Genomic DNA, 16,285 nt, shown 5'->3' with positions numbered 1-16,285 from the left:
CTCGGCCTCGCGGCCGCCGCATCGCTACCGATGCAGCGGCCGTTTCATTCGATCGCGTCGAACGACGCCGCGTTTACCGCGCCGCCGTCGGCGGCAGATGCGCCGCGCCCTGCCGGCGCCGGTACGCGCTGTCGCGCGTCGCGAGCCAGTAGTACAGCGGCGAGGTGAGCAGCAGGCCCACGAGCCACGACAGGTCCGCGCCGCCCAGATGCGCGGGAATCGGGCCCGCATACATCGGCGTGTTCATGAACGGAATCTGCACGACGATGCCGATCGCATACGCGAGCAGCGCCTGGGGGTTGAAGCGGCCGTACACGCCGCCGTCGGCCATGAAGATCGACTGAATATCGTACTTGCCCTTGTGGATCACGTAGAAGTCGATCAGGTTGATCGCCGTCCACGGCACCAGCACCACCAGCAGCGCAAGCACCAGATCGACGAGGTTGCCGACGAAGTTCGTCGACGCGCCGATCGCCGCATAGCAGCACGCGACGAAGATTACAACCGATACCACCGCGCGCGCCTTCGCGGTCGGAATCCACTTGTACGCGAACGTCTGCACCGACGTGATCACCGCGAGCACCGCGCCGTACAGGTTCAGCGCGTTGTGGCTGATCACGCTCAGCAGGAACAGCACGAGCATCAGCGGGCCGAGCGGGCCCGTCGCCTGCTTGACCGCATCCATCGTGTCCGCGCCGGCGGGCACCGCGAGCACCGCGACCGCGCCGAAGATGAACGCGAGCGTCGAGCCGATCGTGCAGCCGAGATAGGTCGCCCAGAACGTCGACGCGACGCCCACGTCCTCCGGCAGATAGCGCGAATAGTCCGACACGTACGGCGCGAACGCGATCTGCCACAGCGCCGACAGCGACACCGTCGCGAGCCAGCCCGCGAAGTCGAAACCGCCGCGCGTGAGGAAATCGGCCGTGCTCACGTGCGACAGGATCATCCAGAAGCCGACGGCGATGCCGATGCCGAGCACCCACGTGCCGATGCGGTTCAGGATGTGGATGAACCGGTAACCGACGATCCCGATCAGCCCGGAGCCGACCGCACCGATCACGATGCCGACGGGCACCGGCACCGACGGTGCGATGCCGTGCACCGACTTGCCGGCGAGCACGATGTTCGACGCGAAGAAACCGACATACATCACCGCCGCGATCACCGTGACGAGCAGCGCGCCCCACGAGCCGAACTGCGCGCGGCTCTGGATCATCTGCGGGATGCCCATCTGCGGCCCCTGCGCCGAATGCAGCGCCATCAGCACGCCGCCGACCGCCTGGCCCACGACGATCGCGACGATGCCCCACATCAGGTTCAGGTGGAACAGCTGCACGCCGAGCGCGCCGGTCACGATCGGCAGCGGCGCGATGTTGCCGCCGAACCAGAGCGTGAACAGGTCGCGCACCTTGCCGTGGCGCTCCGTGGGCGGCACGTAGCCGATCGTGTGTTTCTCTATCATCGGGGACGCATTGCGTTCCGCGTTCGTCATGGTGATGCCTCCTGTCGTGCGCGGCAATGCGCGCGGGCCGTTTTCGCCGGTGCGCGCCGGGATGCGCGCCTGCAATCGGGTCCGGATGCGCGATGCGCGGCAGACGGGGGCGGATGACGCCCGCCGGCGTACGCGGCCTCGTCGCGATCCAGGTTGGAGACGATGGTGCGCCACGTGGGTGGGGACCGGAAAATACTAAAAATATTTTCGGGATATACGAAAAAGCTCTGCAGCGGAATGTTCGGCGCCGGACGACTTCGGGTAAGGTGCCAGGGTCTGTTTCCCTATGGAACGCACGTGCGCCCGCGGCGGCACGCCGGGGCCGGGCATCAGAGGTGCTTGTGGCTCACTACACTTTGCGGCAACTGAAATACTTCATCACGACGGTCGAATCCGGCAGCGTCGCCGAGGCGTCGCGCCAGCTCTTCATCGCGCAGCCGTCGATTTCCAGCGCGATCAAGGGGCTCGAGGAAAGCTTCGGCGTGAAGCTGTTCATTCGCCATCACGCGCAGGGCGTGTCGCTGACGCCGAGCGGCACGCGCTTCTACCGGAAAGCGCAGGAACTGCTGCGCATCGCGCACGAGTTCGAACAGAACGCGCTCGCCGACAACGACGTGGTCACCGGGCAGATCGACATCGGCTGCTTCGAGACCGTCGCGCCGCTCTATCTGCCGCAACTGATCGCCGGCTTTCGCGAGCGCTACCCGGGCGTGAACATCCGGCTGCGCGACGGCGACCAGCAGGAACTCGTGCAGGGGCTGACGTCGGGCACGTTCGACCTCGCGCTGATGTACGACCACGATCTGGACGGCACGATCGAAACCGAGCCGCTGATGCCGCCACAGCAGCCGTACGTGCTGCTGCCGGAGCACCATCGGTTCGCGGGCCAGACGCACGTGTCGCTGCGCGACCTGTGCGTCGAGCCGATGATCCTGCTCGACGTGCAGCCGAGCCGCACGTACTTCGTCAGTCTGTTTCATGAACTCGGGCTCACGCCGAACATCGTGTTCGGCTCGCCGTCGATCGAGATGGTGCGCGGGATGGTCGGCCAGGGATTCGGCTTCTCGCTGCTCGTCACGCGTCCGCACTCCGAATACACGTACGACGGCCAGCGCGTCGTGACGATCGCGCTCAGCGAAACGGTGAGCCCGTCGGGGCTCGTGAGTGCGCGGCTGAAGCGCGGCCAGCTCACGAAGCAGGCGCAGTCATTCGTCGACTTCTGCCGCGAGCGGCTTGCGCAGATCGTCGCTCGAGCGGCGCGGTAAGCGCCGCGATCGCAAACAGGAACGGGAACAAGCACACGCACGCGCCGCACGATGCGATGCGTGCGTGTCGGCCGCCGGTTCAGCCGGCGCAAGCGAGATATGCGGCGAGGCGCGCCATCATCGCGTCGCATCCGTGCAGTTGTTCGAGCGTGACGAACTCGTCAGGCTTGTGCCCCTGATCCATGCTGCCGGGCCCGCACACGACGGTCGGGATGCCGGCCTGCCCGAACAGGCCGCCCTCGGTGCCGAACGCCACCGTGCCGAACGCGTCGGACCCGCTCAACGTCGCGAGCAGGCGCGCGGCATCGCTGTCCGGCGCGGTCGCCAGCCCCGGATACGCACCGAGCGGCTGCAGCCGGATGTCGGTATCGGGCTGCACCGCGCGCATCTTCGGCAACAGTTCGGATTCCGCATAGTCCTGCAGCGTTCTCGGCACGTCGTGCGCATCGAAATCGGGCAGCGCCCGCACCTCGAAATCGAATTCGCATTCGGCCGGCACGATGTTCAGCGCGCGGCCGCCCTTGATCAGCCCCGTCTGCACAGTCGAGAACGGCGGATCGAAACGGCTGTCGTGCCGGTCGGGCCGCGCGAGCGCCGCGCCGATCTCGCCGAGCCGGCCGATCAGCTTCGCCGCGTAGTCGATTGCGTTGACACCGAGCGGCGCATACGCCGAGTGGCACGCCGCGCCCTTCACGTGGCACCGCATCGCGAGCTTGCCTTTGTGGCCGAGCACCGGCTTGAGCTCGGTCGGCTCGCCGATCACGCATACGCGCGGGCGGTGCGCACGCTTGGCCAACTCGGCGAGCATCGGCCGCACGCCGACGCAACCGATTTCCTCGTCGTACGAGAACGCGAGATGCACCGGTTCGCGCAACGGCCGCGCGACGAACGCCGGCACGGCCGCGAGCACCGACGCGATGAAACCCTTCATGTCGGCCGTGCCGCGGCCGTACAGGCGGCCGTCGCGCTCGGTCAGCCGGAACGGCTCGACCGTCCACGCCTGCCCGTCGACCGGCACGACGTCGGTATGGCCTGACAGCGCCACGCCGCCGCGCACGTACGGGCCGATCGTCGCGTACAGGCTCGCCTTTGTGCGGTCCGCGTTGTGGAACAGCTCGCTCGCCACGCCAAAGCCCGCGAGATAGTCGCGGATGAAGCCGATCATCTCGAGGTTCGAATCGCGGCTGACCGTCGCGAACGCGATCAGCCGTTCGAGCAACGCGCGGCTCGACGTGTCATTCATCGCCCGGCACTCCGTAGCTCGGCGCGGCGGTCGGGTCCAGCGCGCGCGTCTGGTAGTCCTGCATCTGCGGCCGATACGCACGCCATAGCGCATCGAGCTGCCCGATCGGGTCGGTATCGGCCCAGTCGACGCGCAGGTCGACGATCGGCCAGACCACGTCGCCGGCCACCTTCAACGCGGCCGAATGCACGGGCCCCGCCTCGCCGCCGGCTACCATCGCCGCGTGCATCGCGGCCAGCAGACGATCGGCGAGCAAGCCGGACGCCTGCTCGAACGCGCGCACCATCGCGCCGATCACGTCGGGCGAAGCCAGCAGGTTGCCGGCCGCCACGCATTGCTCGCCGCGCACCGCGTGGTGCGTGCCGAGCGCTTCCTTGCCGGTGAAACACGCCGTTTGCCCCTGCCCGTCGATCACCGTGACCTGCCGGTACTGGCTCCAGCCGTTCGCGCTCAGCGCGCGGTCGAGCGCGGCGGCGGGCGCGAGCTGCTCGTGCTCGATCAGGTCCAGCGTCTGCGGCCCAAGGGCCGGCAGCGTGACGTTCTGCGTCGCGACCGCGCCGACGCCCGCGCGCACCCACGGGCAGCGTGCGCCCACCGCGATGCTCGACGAGCTGATCGCGATACCGAGCTGGCCCGTCTCCGGGCAACGCCCGACGATGGAGAAAGTCATGTCGCCTCCTGTGCGCGGTTCGGCTGCCCGTTGTCGGGAATCACCGCAATCACGTCGATCTCCATCAGCCATTGCGGCTGGCCGAGCGCCGAGACGACGAGCCCCGTCGAGATCGGATAGACGCCCTTCAGCCACTTGCCGACTTCCTGGTACACGGGTTCGCGATAACGCGGGTCGATCAGGTAGGTCGTCGTCTTCACGATGTGCGTGAGGTCGCTGCCGGCTTCCTCGAGCAACTGCTTGACGTTCTTCATCGCCTGCTCCGCCTGCGCGCGTGCATCGCCGAGGCCGATCAGGTTGCCGCCGAAATCGGTGCCGACCTGGCCGCGCACGTAGACGGTGTTGCCGGCGCGCACCGCCTGGCACAGGTCGTTGTCGAGCGTCTGGTTCGGGTAGGTATCCTTCGTGTTGAACATGCGGATACGCGTATGGGTAGGCTGGCTCATCGAAATCCTTCGAGTGTCGGTATGATCGCCCGCCGCGCCGGAAGCGGTCGCGGCGCGGCGGAATGGGTCGGGAGGTCAGTTCGCCGCTTCGGCGAGCGCGCGGGCTTCGGGCCGTGCCGCGTGCGCGGCCGCGCAGTGCTGCGCCGCGTCGTGGTACGCGAGGTACTTGCGCTGCGTGACGATGTGATCGGCGATGTGCTTCGCGTCGTGCCACACGCCCCAGATGAAGCTGGAGCCGCGCCGCGACAGCCACGGCAGGCCAAGGAAATAGATGCCCGGCTCCTTCGACACGCCGCGCTGGTGCTGCGGCTTGCCGTTCGGCGCGAATGCGTCGACGTTCAGCCAGCCGTAGTCGACCGCATAGCCGGTCGCCCACACGATCGACGTGACGCCGGCGGCGGCGAGATCGAGCGAGAGGAGCGGATGCGCGACGCATGCCGGGTCAGGCAGGATGCGGCGGGCTTCCGGTTCTTCCGGCAGGTCGAGGCCGTTGCGGGCCACGTAGGCGTCGGCCGCGTCGAGCAGTGACAGGTAGTTCTCGTCGCCACGCGCGAGATTGATCGCGAGATCGCGTTCGAAAGTGGCCACGCCACCGTCGAAGGCCTTGGTCAGCCCGACCAGCGTCACGCCCTGATTCGCGAGCGCGCGGAAATCGACCGTGTGGCCGCCGCGCGCGCCGCTCACCGCGATCGTCACGTGTTCGCGGCCCGGGGTCGCGACTTCCTTGTCCCATTCGCCGAGCACGCCGAGCCACCAGCAGAAGTCGCGGCCGCGATATGCGCGCGGCGGGCGATCGTGCGGCCCGACCGACAGATAGATCTGCCGGCCCGCGCGCTGTAGTTCGTCGGCGATCTGCACGCCCGACGAGCCGGCACCGACCACCAGCACCGCGCCTTCCGGAAGCTGGCCCGGGTTGCGATAGTCGGCGGAATGGATCTGCACGACGCGCGCGTCGTCCGGTGCGATCGGCGGAATCACCGGGCGCTGGAACGGACCGGTGGCGACCACCACGCGATTCGCGTCGATCGTGCCGTCGGATGTCTCGACGACGAAGCCGGGCTTGCCGGTGTTGCGCACGACGCTCTTCACTTCGACGCCGGTCCGGATCGGCGCGTTGAATTTGCGCGCATACGCTTCGAAGTAGTCGGCGACCTGGTCTTTCGATGCGAACGCATCGGGCGCGAGGCCGTCGAATTCGAGCCCCGGGAAGCGGTCGTGCCACGCGGGGCCGTTCGCGACCAGCGAATCCCAGCGCCCCGTGCGCCAGCGCTCGGCGATTCGGCTGCGCTCCAGCACGAGATGGGGCACGCCCAGCTTGCCCAGATGCTCGCTCATCGCGATGCCGGCCTGCCCGGCGCCGACGACGAGCGTATCGATTGAAGTTGTTTCGACTGCCACGGCTGTCTCCTTCTGAAGTGCGGCTCGGTGCGACGCGCGTGCTGTCGCGTGAGCTGGAATGGAGACATTCTGCTGACACGCCGCCGGGGGCGAAATGATGATTTTTGTTGGTGTTGACGAGAAAAAAGCTGGGGACGGCCTGGACGGCCGGCCGTACCGGCGCGCAGCGCCGATACCGTCGGAGGACACTGCACCGGCGCCCGCCTGCATGGCGGGCGCCGGCTTCAGCCGATCGTTTCGGCTACACGTTGGTCCATGCGCCAGTGCCGTGCTGATACTGCATCACGCCGCCGTGGAGCCGCACCCGCAGGTTGCCGTCCGGCACCTGCACCCATTCGGTCATGTCGAGACTCATCATCAACGCGACGAAGAAATCCTGCAGCTCTTGCGACGTGCTGGCCTGCCAGAGATCGATGCGCCCGAGGCACGCGCGCATGTTGCCCTGCTGCTGCATGATCGTCTCGACCTGTCCGGCAACGTCCGCCGCCGGATCGTAGACATTCGTGCCGTCGGGGCTCACGATCGACAGATGAATGCCGCGCACCAACGTCGGTTGACCCGGCGTTTGCTCGACGAGCGCGATGCAGCTCGTCATCGCGCCGAAATCGATTTCCGCCGCATCTCCCCATTTGCGCTCGCCAACCCCCAGCGGCGCGGGACCGTTTACGTTCTGAATGATGTAGGACATGGATTCCTCACATGACTGGACAACACTGCCGGTAGCAGGCCGCGACGTATTCATCACGAACGTGCGTCGCGCCCGCCGCTCACATCCCGCCTCGGGCCCGACGGCCCGGCGGGTCGTGTCGATTGATACTGTCGCCGCACGCGCGGCAGCGATCGCCCCACGGCTCGCCGGGCATGCTTGCCCGCGACGCGCGTGGGCGACGATGCGCGCCACGCCCTACGTGCCCTTCTTGTCCAGCAGCGCCTGATACCTCTGCAGGCTCTCGTCGATCTTGTCGAGCGCGACGCTCGCGGCTTCTCCTTCGATCGCCTCCGCGGCGCCGGCGACGATCGCCGCGGTCGCGACGAACAAGTCCGTCAACAGCAGGCCCACCGCATCCATCGCCATGCCTTTCACGTTCTCGTCGATGGTCTTCTGCGCCAGGTCCTTCATCAACACGCTCTTGCCCGCGATCGCCAGCGACGTCGTCGCCTCGAAGTAGTTGGCCGCCGCCTGCGCGACCATGCCGCCCGCCTGCGTGATCATCATGTTCGGGCCGACGGCGATCTGCGTCGTCGCGTAGGACGCCGCCTCCGCGTTGATCGCCTGCACGGTCTGCAGCGCCGACGAGGCGGCCCCGGTGGCCCCCGCGATCTGGTCCGGCGCCTTCAGCGCGTCGGTGAACCTGCGCTGCCGGTTGACCGGCCACGTGCGCGTGCCGGCTGTCGAAGCCGTGGCTTGCGATGCGACATCGGCCGCCGTCGTTGCTTCGGCCGCGGCGGCCGCGCCATCGTCCGGCGCCGGCGTCGCGCCGTCGCCGCGTCCGCCCAAAAGACCTTTCATGTTCATGATTCAGGTATCCCGAGAGTCATCGCGTACTAATGCGTGGAACCCGTCTTCGGCGCGCCCGCCTCCGGCTGCGACGCGCCGCCCGAGGCCGGCTTCGGCGACGCTTCGACGGACAGGATCATGGCCACGGCCTTCGACACCACGGCGTTCGAAATCTGGTTCAGCGCGGCCTGCTGCTGCGTCATGTTCTGCGCCGAGATGCCGACGGCCTGGCTGAACATCTGGTAAAGCATGCCCAGCGCCTGGGCCGGCGATCCCGCCACGACGTTGACGTTGGTCTGCGTCACCGCGTCGGTAATCTGCTCATTGACTGTGTCTGCCACGAGGCCTCCTCGGATCTCGGCTCCGGCATGCGGTTGAAGGAACGGGCGGGCCGGCAGGCCATCGACGCCGCGCATGCCGTTAGGAACGCTGCGTGCCGGCATTCGTGAACGCGCTCACGCGAGTTCCTCGCGCAACTTCTTGCGCAGCAGCTCGACGCGTTTTCTGGCGAGCGGCTCGTTGATCCCGAGCGTCGCGGCGATGTGCAGATAGGGCCGGTCCTCCTCGAACTTCAGCGTGAACAGCATCTGCTGCTGCGGGGAAAGCATCGACAGCGCCTGTTCGAGACGCAGCAGCTGTTGCCGCAGCAGCAGTTGCTGCTCCACCGACGGCGCGTGGCCGGCGAGCTCGACGGCGTGATCGTCGTCCCAGCCCGAGTCGAATTCGAGCATGCCGCTTTCGCGCACACGGCGGCGCGCGCCATCGAGGAACGCGTGATTCAGCGCCAGAAAGAGAAAGCCCGTCAGATTCCGCACGCGCTCGGGCGAGCGCTGCAGGTAAATGTGGACCTTGAGCGCGGTATCGGAAAGCAGTTCGTCGGCGCGGTGAATATCACCCTTGCACAACAGGCGCGCACGGCGCCGCAATTTCCCCTGCATTTCCCGCCATGCGCGGTCGAGCTGCTGCGCCGGAGACTCGGGCGCCGAGGCAGCGTGCTGGTTCGAGGTTGTCATCCCGTGTCTTCCTTTTTTTATGGAAAACACAGAATCGATTCGACGCCGGGAATGGCGCTGTTACCCGCGTAACACCGATATAACGATAATCGGGCGCAGTAAATTATCTTGATTATTATGAACGGAAATTTTAATTAGCCGGCATAGCCCGATCCGTCGTTTCAGGTGCGCCGCCGGACCTGACTGAATAACGGCATTGCGATGAACAAGAACGACTACCGCCGCGATGCGTCCGTGCGTCGGCATGCTGCTTCCCGTGTCGGTCGATCGAGCGCGCTTGCCGCCGGAGCGCCGCCCTGTCCGGACTGCTTGCCGATTATTTCAATACTTTCATTATTCATTTTTCACGCAATGCCGAAGGCAGCGTTTTTCGCTAGGTGGCCGCATCGTCAAACAACCTCGCGCGGAAACCATGCCTGCCCTTGCTAACGCTCAAACGCTGCGCAATATACCGATACTCGCCGGCCTCCCGGAAAGCCTGATCGCCCACATCGAGCGGCACGTGACGCCCTGGCCCGAACACGGCAATCGCCTGTTGTTCTTCAAGGGCGATCCCGGGGATTTCGTCGCGTTCGTGCACAGCGGCCGCGTCTACAAGACACTCCACGAGCCCGGCGGGCGCGAGATCATTCTCGGCCACTCGATGCCCGGCGAACTCATCGGCGAAAACACGCTGATTCGCGCGCACCGGCGCAGTTTCACCGCCCAGTTGAGCGCCGACTGCCGCATTTCACTGCTGTATCGCCAGTACTTCGCGCCGCTGCTGGCGAACGCGGAATTCATGGGGCGCATCCATGAGCAGCTGTGCCGGCACCTTCACCAGTTGAGCGACTTCGTCGAGTCGGCATGCCTGTACCGGGTCGAAGCACGGCTCGCGCGCCATCTGCTGAACCGCATGCAAGGGAACGATCTCGAGGTGCCGTTGCCGGAGAACCAGAGCATCCTCGCCGCGATGCTCAACGTCAGCCGGCCGCGACTGAACAGCAGCCTGCGGAAGATGCAGCGCGACGGCCTGATCCGGCTACATGAACACGGCGTGACGATTCAGAAACCGGAGCAGCTCCGGACCATCGTCGACGCCAATTGATGCCGCGGCAAGCGCGTGCGTCGGGCAGCGCCGCCGGGCGGGCGGGATGCGCGCCGGGTCATGCGGCGCGCGGTGAAGGTCAGCCGCGCCCGTGACCGAGGGCGTTCATCAACTGCGCGACGGCGGCGAGTTGCGATACGAAGCTGTCGTTCGCCGAGCGCGCCGCGCCGGCCGCCGCCGCCGGCGACCCGGCATAGAGCTGCATGACGCCGACGGTCGTGGCGGCAAGGTTGGACATCGCCTGGTTCGCCTGCATCTGCACCGCGTTGTGAAGCAGGATCGCGGACGCATGGCTGTTCGACTGCATGAGCGTGCCCAACGCCACGGCGGGCGCTTCGCCCACCACCTTCACGTTGGCTTGCGTGACCGCATCGGTCATCGCGGGAGAAACCTGTTCCGGCATGTCGTTGCTCCTGGTTGGTTCGCCGCTGACGCGCTGTCACGGCGAAAGCATGAGTGGGTCGGTCGCTGCCGCGCGCGGCACGGCGCCGCCGATGCGCCCGCTGGGGCCCGCTTGCGCGGGCGTGTCGACACGGCGTCCGACGCCGGGCGGCAGCACCCGATGGGAGCCGCCGCCCGGCGTCCGCGCCAGCGATGCGTCAGGCAAGCGCCTTGCCGAGCGCGAGCACGTCGGCCAGCACGGAAAGCACGCCGTTCGAGCCGATTTCCGTCGCGGATGCGCCGGCGCTCGCCGGCCCGAGCGTGTACAGCTGCATCGTGCCCACGTTCGTCGAGGTCGGCAGTTGCACCGCGGCCTGCGACTGCTGCTGCACCGCGTTCTCGAACAACACGCTCAGCGAGTGGCTCTGCGCCTGGTACAGCGAACCCGTTGCCATCGCGGGCGCTTCGCCGACCACCTTGACGTTGGTCTGCGTGACCGCGTCGGTGATCGCGGCGTTGACCGCGCACGTCGTGCAGTTGCAGGGGTCTTTCGGATCGTCTACGTCGTTTGCCATCGTATTTCTCCTGATTGGCGAACGGGCGCCGCATCGAATCGGTGCTGCCCGTTCTGTCGATTGCTCCGGAACATCGCGCGGCACCGCTGTTCAGGCGCCGGCGGCCATGCTGCCGACTCGCGGCACGGCGGTGGCATGGGCGGCTCACGCCGCTTGCGCCGCCGCTCGACCACGGCGTTGCGATGGCGCGTCAGCCCTTGACTGCCTTCCCGATCGCGATCACGTCGGCCAGAATCGAAATGATCCCGTTCGCGCCGATTTCCGTGGCGGCCGCGCCCGCGCTTTCCGGCCCGATCGTGTAGAGCTGCATCGTCCCCACGTTCGTCGACGTTTGCGACTGGATCGCGGCCTGCGACTGCTGCTGCACCGCGTTCTCGAACAGGATGCTGAGCGAATGGCTCTGGGCCTGGTACAGCGAGCCCATCGCCATTGCCGGCGCTTCCGCGACCACCTTGACGTTGACCTGTGTGACCGCATCGGTAATCGCGGGATTGACCTGGCACACTTGACACGTATCAGCCATTTGTTGCTCCTTGGTTCACGTAGTTGAGAGGTCGCACTTCGGGGCCGGCCGGTTTCGCGTTCGGCCGCATGACCCGCGTGCTACTCCATGGACGCTGCGCCGGGCGTATCGTGAACGGCAGCGGTGGGTTCGGCCGGGCCGGCCGGGCCGGCGCCGATGCTCCGCAACCGGTCCTCCATCGCGTCGAGCCTGACGGCGATCCCTCCGGCGAGCCGTTCGGCGAGCCGTTCCGCGAGCGCATCGCCGTATTGCCGGAAGCATGCTTCGATTTCCTGCCGGATCAGCCCCGTCAGTTGTTCCCCGATCATCGTCAGCGCCTCGCGGGTGCTGTCCTGGATCTCGACCGCGCCGGACGCCTGCGCGTCGGCCGCCGGCTCGTGCGCGTCGAGTACGCCCGATACTTTCCGCTGCTCCGACGCGAGCATGCCGAGGGTCGTCTCGTTCTGCGTATCGATCGTCTGCAGGATCCCGCGCATCTTCTCGTACGCCTTTTGCTGGTTGAGCTGCAGGAAATGCTTGATCTGTTCGCGCGCCTCTTGCCGCGTTTTGAATTGCGGCAATGGCGGCTTCGCGGCGCCCGCCTGCGCGGCCGGGCCGCCGGCGGGCGGCGGCGGGTTCCCCTGCCGGCTCGGCAGCCGCTCGAGCAACGCCTGTTCTTCGGGCTCGAGCGGCCGTCCGAGTCGCTTCTCGGCAAGCTGCCGCAGCAGCGGGGTCAGTGCTTCAGTGCTCATGGCTTACCCCTCCTCGCCGGTCGCTCGCGGCGCAATTACGTGCGGTTCGGGTTCGGATGGACGCCGCGTCACGGCGGCCTCGTCGGGGTGCTGCAATGGATATCGCATGGTGTTCTCCGGGAAAGGGACGTGCGACGGCCTTGCCGGAAATGTCGGCAGGACCGCTGCAAGGACGAACCGTGCGACGGGGATGTGAAGTCGGGAGGCGGTGCGGGCGGGCGGTGTGTGTCAGGTGAGCCGGTAAGCACCGACAGGAGCGGCCGTCGTTTCCGCTCGGGGAGGATCGGCGGCTTGCGGCTTCTCCGGCGGCATGTAGCCATCGGGCACATGCACGCGGCCCGTACGCGGCGACACGGGATGCGCCGCGGGCTTGACCGGCGACACCGGCGCGGACGTCGCCGCCTTCGCCGCGTCGATCAACGTCTCCTTCTTGCCGTCCCACCTGCGATGCGGATTGAAGGCAGCCAGCGACATATTCCGAGGGAGAACATCGTTCCTCGAACAGGCTGTACACGCGAAGCACAGGAAAACAGAAACCAATTGCATGAAGCCAATACGGCTGGCAGCAGTCGGACGTAATTGATTTCGCACGATTTCGAATACCCACGCAAGAAAAGCGAACCCATTATCGCCCGCTCATTATGGTGCCCACGCGCGAGACCCAGCGGATCCATCCGGTTTTTTCCGGGTGATATCATTGGCCCCCGGCAGTCGCACGCGACCGAGAAATACCGCGGCCTCGGCTTCGCTCGCAGACCGAACGCGACGCGATCCATTCGGGCCATTGCCCTACAATTCCTGACTGTGCGTACCGCCCCGAACTGGTAGCATGCGCACCGCTTCGCACGAAACGATGCGTTCGCGGAACACATGATCGTTCCCCTTTAGATGCCCGCGCGTGCCCCGCCGCACGGGAAGCCAGATTGAGCCCCATTTCCCCGCAACACCCCGGCCTCGCCCCGCGCGACCCGTTGCAGTAACGTTGGAGTGGCGCACCTCGCGCCTGCAAGCATGAAGAAATCGAAGCAGCCCATCCATTCCCCACGCGACAAGGACCGCACGCCGCTCGTACGCGCCGGCGCGTGGCTGCTGATGGCCGGCCTGCTGTATCTGCTGTGGCCGTCCGCCGAAACCGCCTACCTCGCGATGGAGTCGGTGATCCGCTGACGCGCACGTCCCCGGACGCACTACGCTATACTGCCGCGATGGAAACCCGACCCGCCTCGCCGATCGTGCATTGCTGGTGGCGCGCCTGACCCAGGCGGCCCGTTTCCTTTTGCATGTCCCAAACGTGATGCCGCCAGCGATGGCGGCATTCGCGTTTCTGCGCCGACATCATGGCTGGCGGCCTCGACAACCCGGAGCCAACGACGACCATGACTCACCCCGCCCGCCCGACCATTCTCACCGGCGACCGCACGACCGGCCCGCTGCATCTCGGCCACTACATCGGCTCGCTGCGCGCACGCGTGCAGATGCAGCACGAAGCGCGGCAATTCCTGCTGCTCGCCGACACGCAGGCGCTGACCGACAACATGGGCCGCCGCCAGCGCGTCACCGAGAACGTGATCGAGGTCGCGCTCGACTACCTCGCCGTCGGCATCGATCCGGCGATCTCGACGATCGTCGTGCAATCGCAGGTGCCCGAACTCGCCGAGCTGTCGCAATACCTGCTCAATCTCGTCACGGTCGCGCGCCTCGAACGCAATCCGACCATCAAGGAAGAAATCCGCCTGCGCGGGTTCGAGCGCGACATCCCGGCCGGCTTCCTCACCTATCCGGTGAGCCAGGCGGCCGACATCACCGCGTTCAAGGCGACCCACGTGCCGGTCGGCGACGATCAACTGCCGATGATCGAGCAAACCAACGAACTCGTGCGCCGCTTCAACGCGACCGTCGAGCAGCCGGTGCTGGTCGAATGCGAGGCCGTGCTGTCGTCGGTCACGCGGCTGCCGGGCATCGACGGCAAGGCGAAGATGAGCAAGTCGCTCGGCAACGCGATCACGCTCGGCTCGACGCCGGACGAGATCGCGCAAGCCGTGAAGGACATGTACACGGACCCCAACCACCTGCGCGTGAGCGACCCGGGCCAGGTCGAGGGTAACGTCGTGTTCACGTTCCTCGATGCGTTCGAGCCCGACGTCGCGAAGGTCGACGAACTGAAGGCCCACTATCGCCGCGGCGGCCTCGGCGATAGCGTGGTCAAGCGCGTGCTCAACGAGCGGCTGCAGGCGCTGATCGAGCCGATCCGCGCGCGCCGCCGCGAATTCGAGGCCGACAAGGCCGAAGTGATGGCGATCCTGAAGCGCGGCACGCTGCATGCACGGGAAGTGGCAGGCGCGACGCTCGCGGAGGTGAAGGGTGCGATGGGGTTGACGTATTTCGACTGATACGTTCCGGCGGCATGCGTTGACCGTCGGCATGCCGAGTAAAGCGATATCGCTCGGGACGCGGGGCTCCGACGCAGTCGAAAACTAGCGGCCGCGGGGCCTCACCACCGTCACGGCCGCTCGCGCCCCACCCCCGCCGCATGACACACGGCCTCGATCCGGTTGCCGGCCGGATCGACCAGGAAAGCCGCGTAGTAGTCGCCGTGGTACTGCGGCCGCAAGCCGGGGGCGCCGTCGGACTGGCCGCCCGTCGCGAGCCCTGCGTCGAAGAACGCATGCACCTGCTCGCGGGAAGCAGCCTTGAAACACCAGTGCCGCTTGCTCGCCCCGATTTCGGCGGGGTCCAGATACACCGCCAGAAAAGTCGACTCCGGGTCATTCGCGCTGCAACGTTCGCCATAGCCGCGCGCGTTGGGCCGGTCATAGACCTTGGTCGCGCCCAGCGCAGCCATGACGGCATCGTAGAAGGGGCGTGCCAGGTCGATGTCCGGAACACTGATCGACACGTGATCGAGAAGTTGCATGGTATGGGCTCCATTGAACGAGCCCGAGTCTACACAACCGTTCCCGGCCCGGCCGATCAACCTTACCGACGACTGCACTACCGACCGCGCCGCCTACGTGATCTGATACGTCGACGCCGGCACGAACTCCTCCGGCATCGGCCGATCGCCGAGTTCGAGCACCGACCGCTCGATCGTGCGCGTGATCGCATCGAGCGCGAGCGCATTCGGCGCGAGCCCGAACGGTTCGGCCACTTCGTTCGCGATCGCTTCGAGCGCGATCAGCGTGTACGAGATGAACACGCAGATCAGCGGCGTGAAGAACTCCGTCGAATCGACGAGCCCGAACGGCAGCAGCACGCAATACGCATACACGGTGCGATGGAGCAGCACGCTGTACGAAAACGGAATCGGCGTCGACAGGATGCGCTCGCAACCACCGATCGACTTGCCGAGCTCGTCGAGTTGCGTCTCGAACATCCAGCAGGCCGTGTCGCTGGCGGGCGCGCGGCCCAGCGCACGGACGATGCCGCCGCGCAGTTCGTCGAGGATCGCGACCGGCTTGTAGCATTTGCCGCCAAGCGCCGCCGTGCGTTCCGCCCCGAGAATGCGCTGCAGATCCGCGGTCGGATCGGTATGACGCAACTGATGCTTCAACGCATACGCGAGCGCGATCAGCAGGTCGGCGAGCCGGTTGCGCTCGGCGTCGCTCACGCTGTCGGGCAGGTAGCGATGCAGTTGCGACGTCACCGCGCGTGCGGCGATCAGCAGGTTGCCCCACAGATGCCGCGCTTCCTTGAAGCGCTCGAAGCTCGCGTTGTTGCGAAACCCGAGGAAGATCGCGAGCGCGAGCCCGAACAGCGTGAACGGCGCGGTGTTGAGCGGAATCTTCTCGCCGAAGATGCGCCCGTTCGTGAAGACCGCCAGCGTGCTGACGATCGCCATGAACACGAGCTGCGGAATGATCGATTGCAGCACGGAGCCGTTCCATACGAACAGCATCCTGAGCCAGTTCTGTCGTGGTCTGACGATCATGATGTTTTCTCGACTGCCAAAGGAATGCGCAA

At 66.6% G+C, this 16,285-nt stretch carries 20 protein-coding genes; 4 read left to right on the top strand and 16 right to left on the bottom strand.

Going from position 1 to position 16,285, the window contains the following annotated elements; genetic code table 11:
- Positions 1 to 73: 73 nt before the first annotated feature.
- Positions 74 to 1,495, bottom strand: a complete 1,422-nt coding sequence (locus KPB06_RS07715; RefSeq protein WP_059642907.1) for a purine-cytosine permease family protein — start codon at positions 1,493 to 1,495, stop codon at positions 74 to 76.
- 341 nt (positions 1,496 to 1,836) lie between these two features.
- On the opposite strand from KPB06_RS07715, the gene KPB06_RS07710 reads away from it, so the two are divergent.
- Positions 1,837 to 2,760: a LysR substrate-binding domain-containing protein gene (locus tag KPB06_RS07710; protein ID WP_059574969.1), complete on the top strand. Its 924-nt coding sequence runs from the start codon at positions 1,837 to 1,839 to the stop codon at positions 2,758 to 2,760.
- Positions 2,761 to 2,839: 79 nt separating this feature from the next.
- On the opposite strand, the gene argE is transcribed toward KPB06_RS07710, so the two are convergent.
- The 8 genes from argE to KPB06_RS07670 form a co-directional block, all read right to left on the bottom strand.
- Positions 2,840 to 4,003 carry an acetylornithine deacetylase gene (argE, locus tag KPB06_RS07705; RefSeq protein WP_059642821.1) on the bottom strand — a complete coding sequence of 388 codons (1,164 nt, stop codon included), beginning with the start codon at positions 4,001 to 4,003 and terminating at the stop codon, positions 2,840 to 2,842.
- Complete coding sequence (locus KPB06_RS07700) at positions 3,996 to 4,673, bottom strand: DUF1028 domain-containing protein (RefSeq protein WP_059642824.1); 678 nt, start codon at positions 4,671 to 4,673, stop codon at positions 3,996 to 3,998. The genes argE and KPB06_RS07700 overlap by 8 nt, the downstream gene beginning before the upstream one ends.
- Complete coding sequence (locus tag KPB06_RS07695; RefSeq protein WP_059574963.1) at positions 4,670 to 5,119, bottom strand: RidA family protein; 450 nt, start codon at positions 5,117 to 5,119, stop codon at positions 4,670 to 4,672. The genes KPB06_RS07700 and KPB06_RS07695 overlap by 4 nt, the downstream gene beginning before the upstream one ends.
- Positions 5,120 to 5,194: 75 nt before the next feature.
- Positions 5,195 to 6,517 carry a flavin-containing monooxygenase gene (locus tag KPB06_RS07690; protein WP_275905414.1) on the bottom strand — a complete coding sequence of 441 codons (1,323 nt, stop codon included), beginning with the start codon at positions 6,515 to 6,517 and terminating at the stop codon, positions 5,195 to 5,197.
- 241 nt (positions 6,518 to 6,758) lie between these two features.
- Positions 6,759 to 7,418: a hypothetical protein gene (locus KPB06_RS07685; protein ID WP_275905415.1), complete on the bottom strand. Its 660-nt coding sequence runs from the start codon at positions 7,416 to 7,418 to the stop codon at positions 6,759 to 6,761.
- A gap of 3 nt (positions 7,419 to 7,421) precedes the next feature.
- Positions 7,422 to 8,027, bottom strand: a complete 606-nt coding sequence (locus KPB06_RS07680; protein WP_230951133.1) for a hypothetical protein — start codon at positions 8,025 to 8,027, stop codon at positions 7,422 to 7,424.
- Positions 8,028 to 8,062: 35 nt separating this feature from the next.
- Positions 8,063 to 8,356 carry a RebB family R body protein gene (locus tag KPB06_RS07675; protein ID WP_059574955.1) on the bottom strand — a complete coding sequence of 98 codons (294 nt, stop codon included), beginning with the start codon at positions 8,354 to 8,356 and terminating at the stop codon, positions 8,063 to 8,065.
- A 114-nt stretch (positions 8,357 to 8,470) separates the two neighbouring features.
- Positions 8,471 to 9,028, bottom strand: coding sequence for an RNA polymerase sigma factor (locus KPB06_RS07670; protein ID WP_059574953.1), 558 nt, complete (start codon positions 9,026 to 9,028; stop codon positions 8,471 to 8,473).
- Between the two features lie 244 nt (positions 9,029 to 9,272).
- On the opposite strand from KPB06_RS07670, the gene KPB06_RS07665 reads away from it, so the two are divergent.
- Positions 9,273 to 10,115, top strand: a complete 843-nt coding sequence (locus KPB06_RS07665) for a Crp/Fnr family transcriptional regulator (protein WP_226093982.1) — start codon at positions 9,273 to 9,275, stop codon at positions 10,113 to 10,115.
- A 79-nt stretch (positions 10,116 to 10,194) separates the two neighbouring features.
- Here KPB06_RS07665 and KPB06_RS07660 read toward each other — a convergent pair whose 3' ends face one another.
- The 5 genes from KPB06_RS07660 to KPB06_RS07640 form a co-directional block, all read right to left on the bottom strand.
- Positions 10,195 to 10,518, bottom strand: coding sequence for a RebB family R body protein (locus tag KPB06_RS07660; RefSeq protein WP_059574949.1), 324 nt, complete (start codon positions 10,516 to 10,518; stop codon positions 10,195 to 10,197).
- A gap of 196 nt (positions 10,519 to 10,714) precedes the next feature.
- Positions 10,715 to 11,071 (bottom strand): RebB family R body protein, encoded by a 357-nt coding sequence (locus KPB06_RS07655; RefSeq protein ID WP_124864258.1) that lies wholly within the window; start codon positions 11,069 to 11,071, stop codon positions 10,715 to 10,717.
- A 190-nt stretch (positions 11,072 to 11,261) separates the two neighbouring features.
- A complete protein-coding gene (locus tag KPB06_RS07650; protein ID WP_059574945.1) occupies positions 11,262 to 11,594 on the bottom strand; it encodes a RebB family R body protein in 333 nt (110 codons plus the stop codon).
- Between the two features lie 80 nt (positions 11,595 to 11,674).
- Complete coding sequence (locus tag KPB06_RS07645; protein ID WP_275905416.1) at positions 11,675 to 12,325, bottom strand: hypothetical protein; 651 nt, start codon at positions 12,323 to 12,325, stop codon at positions 11,675 to 11,677.
- Between the two features lie 228 nt (positions 12,326 to 12,553).
- Complete coding sequence (locus KPB06_RS07640) at positions 12,554 to 12,871, bottom strand: hypothetical protein (RefSeq protein ID WP_230951132.1); 318 nt, start codon at positions 12,869 to 12,871, stop codon at positions 12,554 to 12,556.
- A gap of 465 nt (positions 12,872 to 13,336) precedes the next feature.
- Between KPB06_RS07640 and KPB06_RS07635 the strand changes: the two genes are divergently transcribed.
- Both KPB06_RS07635 and trpS read left to right on the top strand, forming a co-directional pair.
- Positions 13,337 to 13,492, top strand: a complete 156-nt coding sequence (locus KPB06_RS07635; protein WP_167351636.1) for a hypothetical protein — start codon at positions 13,337 to 13,339, stop codon at positions 13,490 to 13,492.
- A gap of 209 nt (positions 13,493 to 13,701) precedes the next feature.
- Complete coding sequence (gene trpS, locus KPB06_RS07630) at positions 13,702 to 14,715, top strand: tryptophan--tRNA ligase (protein WP_059575188.1); 1,014 nt, start codon at positions 13,702 to 13,704, stop codon at positions 14,713 to 14,715.
- 110 nt (positions 14,716 to 14,825) lie between these two features.
- Here trpS and KPB06_RS07625 read toward each other — a convergent pair whose 3' ends face one another.
- Together KPB06_RS07625 and KPB06_RS07620 are read right to left on the bottom strand one after the other, a co-directional pair.
- Entirely contained in the window at positions 14,826 to 15,239 is a 414-nt protein-coding gene (locus KPB06_RS07625) for a VOC family protein (RefSeq protein ID WP_275905417.1), read from the bottom strand.
- A gap of 93 nt (positions 15,240 to 15,332) precedes the next feature.
- On the bottom strand, positions 15,333 to 16,253 hold the full coding sequence (locus KPB06_RS07620) for a bestrophin family protein (RefSeq protein ID WP_059574938.1): 921 nt from the start codon (positions 16,251 to 16,253) through the stop codon (positions 15,333 to 15,335).
- Between the last annotated feature and the right edge of the window lie 32 nt (positions 16,254 to 16,285).

It is taken from the genome of Burkholderia semiarida (genome assembly GCF_029268935.1).
Taxonomy (GTDB): domain Bacteria; phylum Pseudomonadota; class Gammaproteobacteria; order Burkholderiales; family Burkholderiaceae; genus Burkholderia; species Burkholderia semiarida.
The sequence above is the reverse complement of the archived record's forward strand: the minus strand, read 5'-3'. Positions and strand labels throughout refer to the sequence as shown.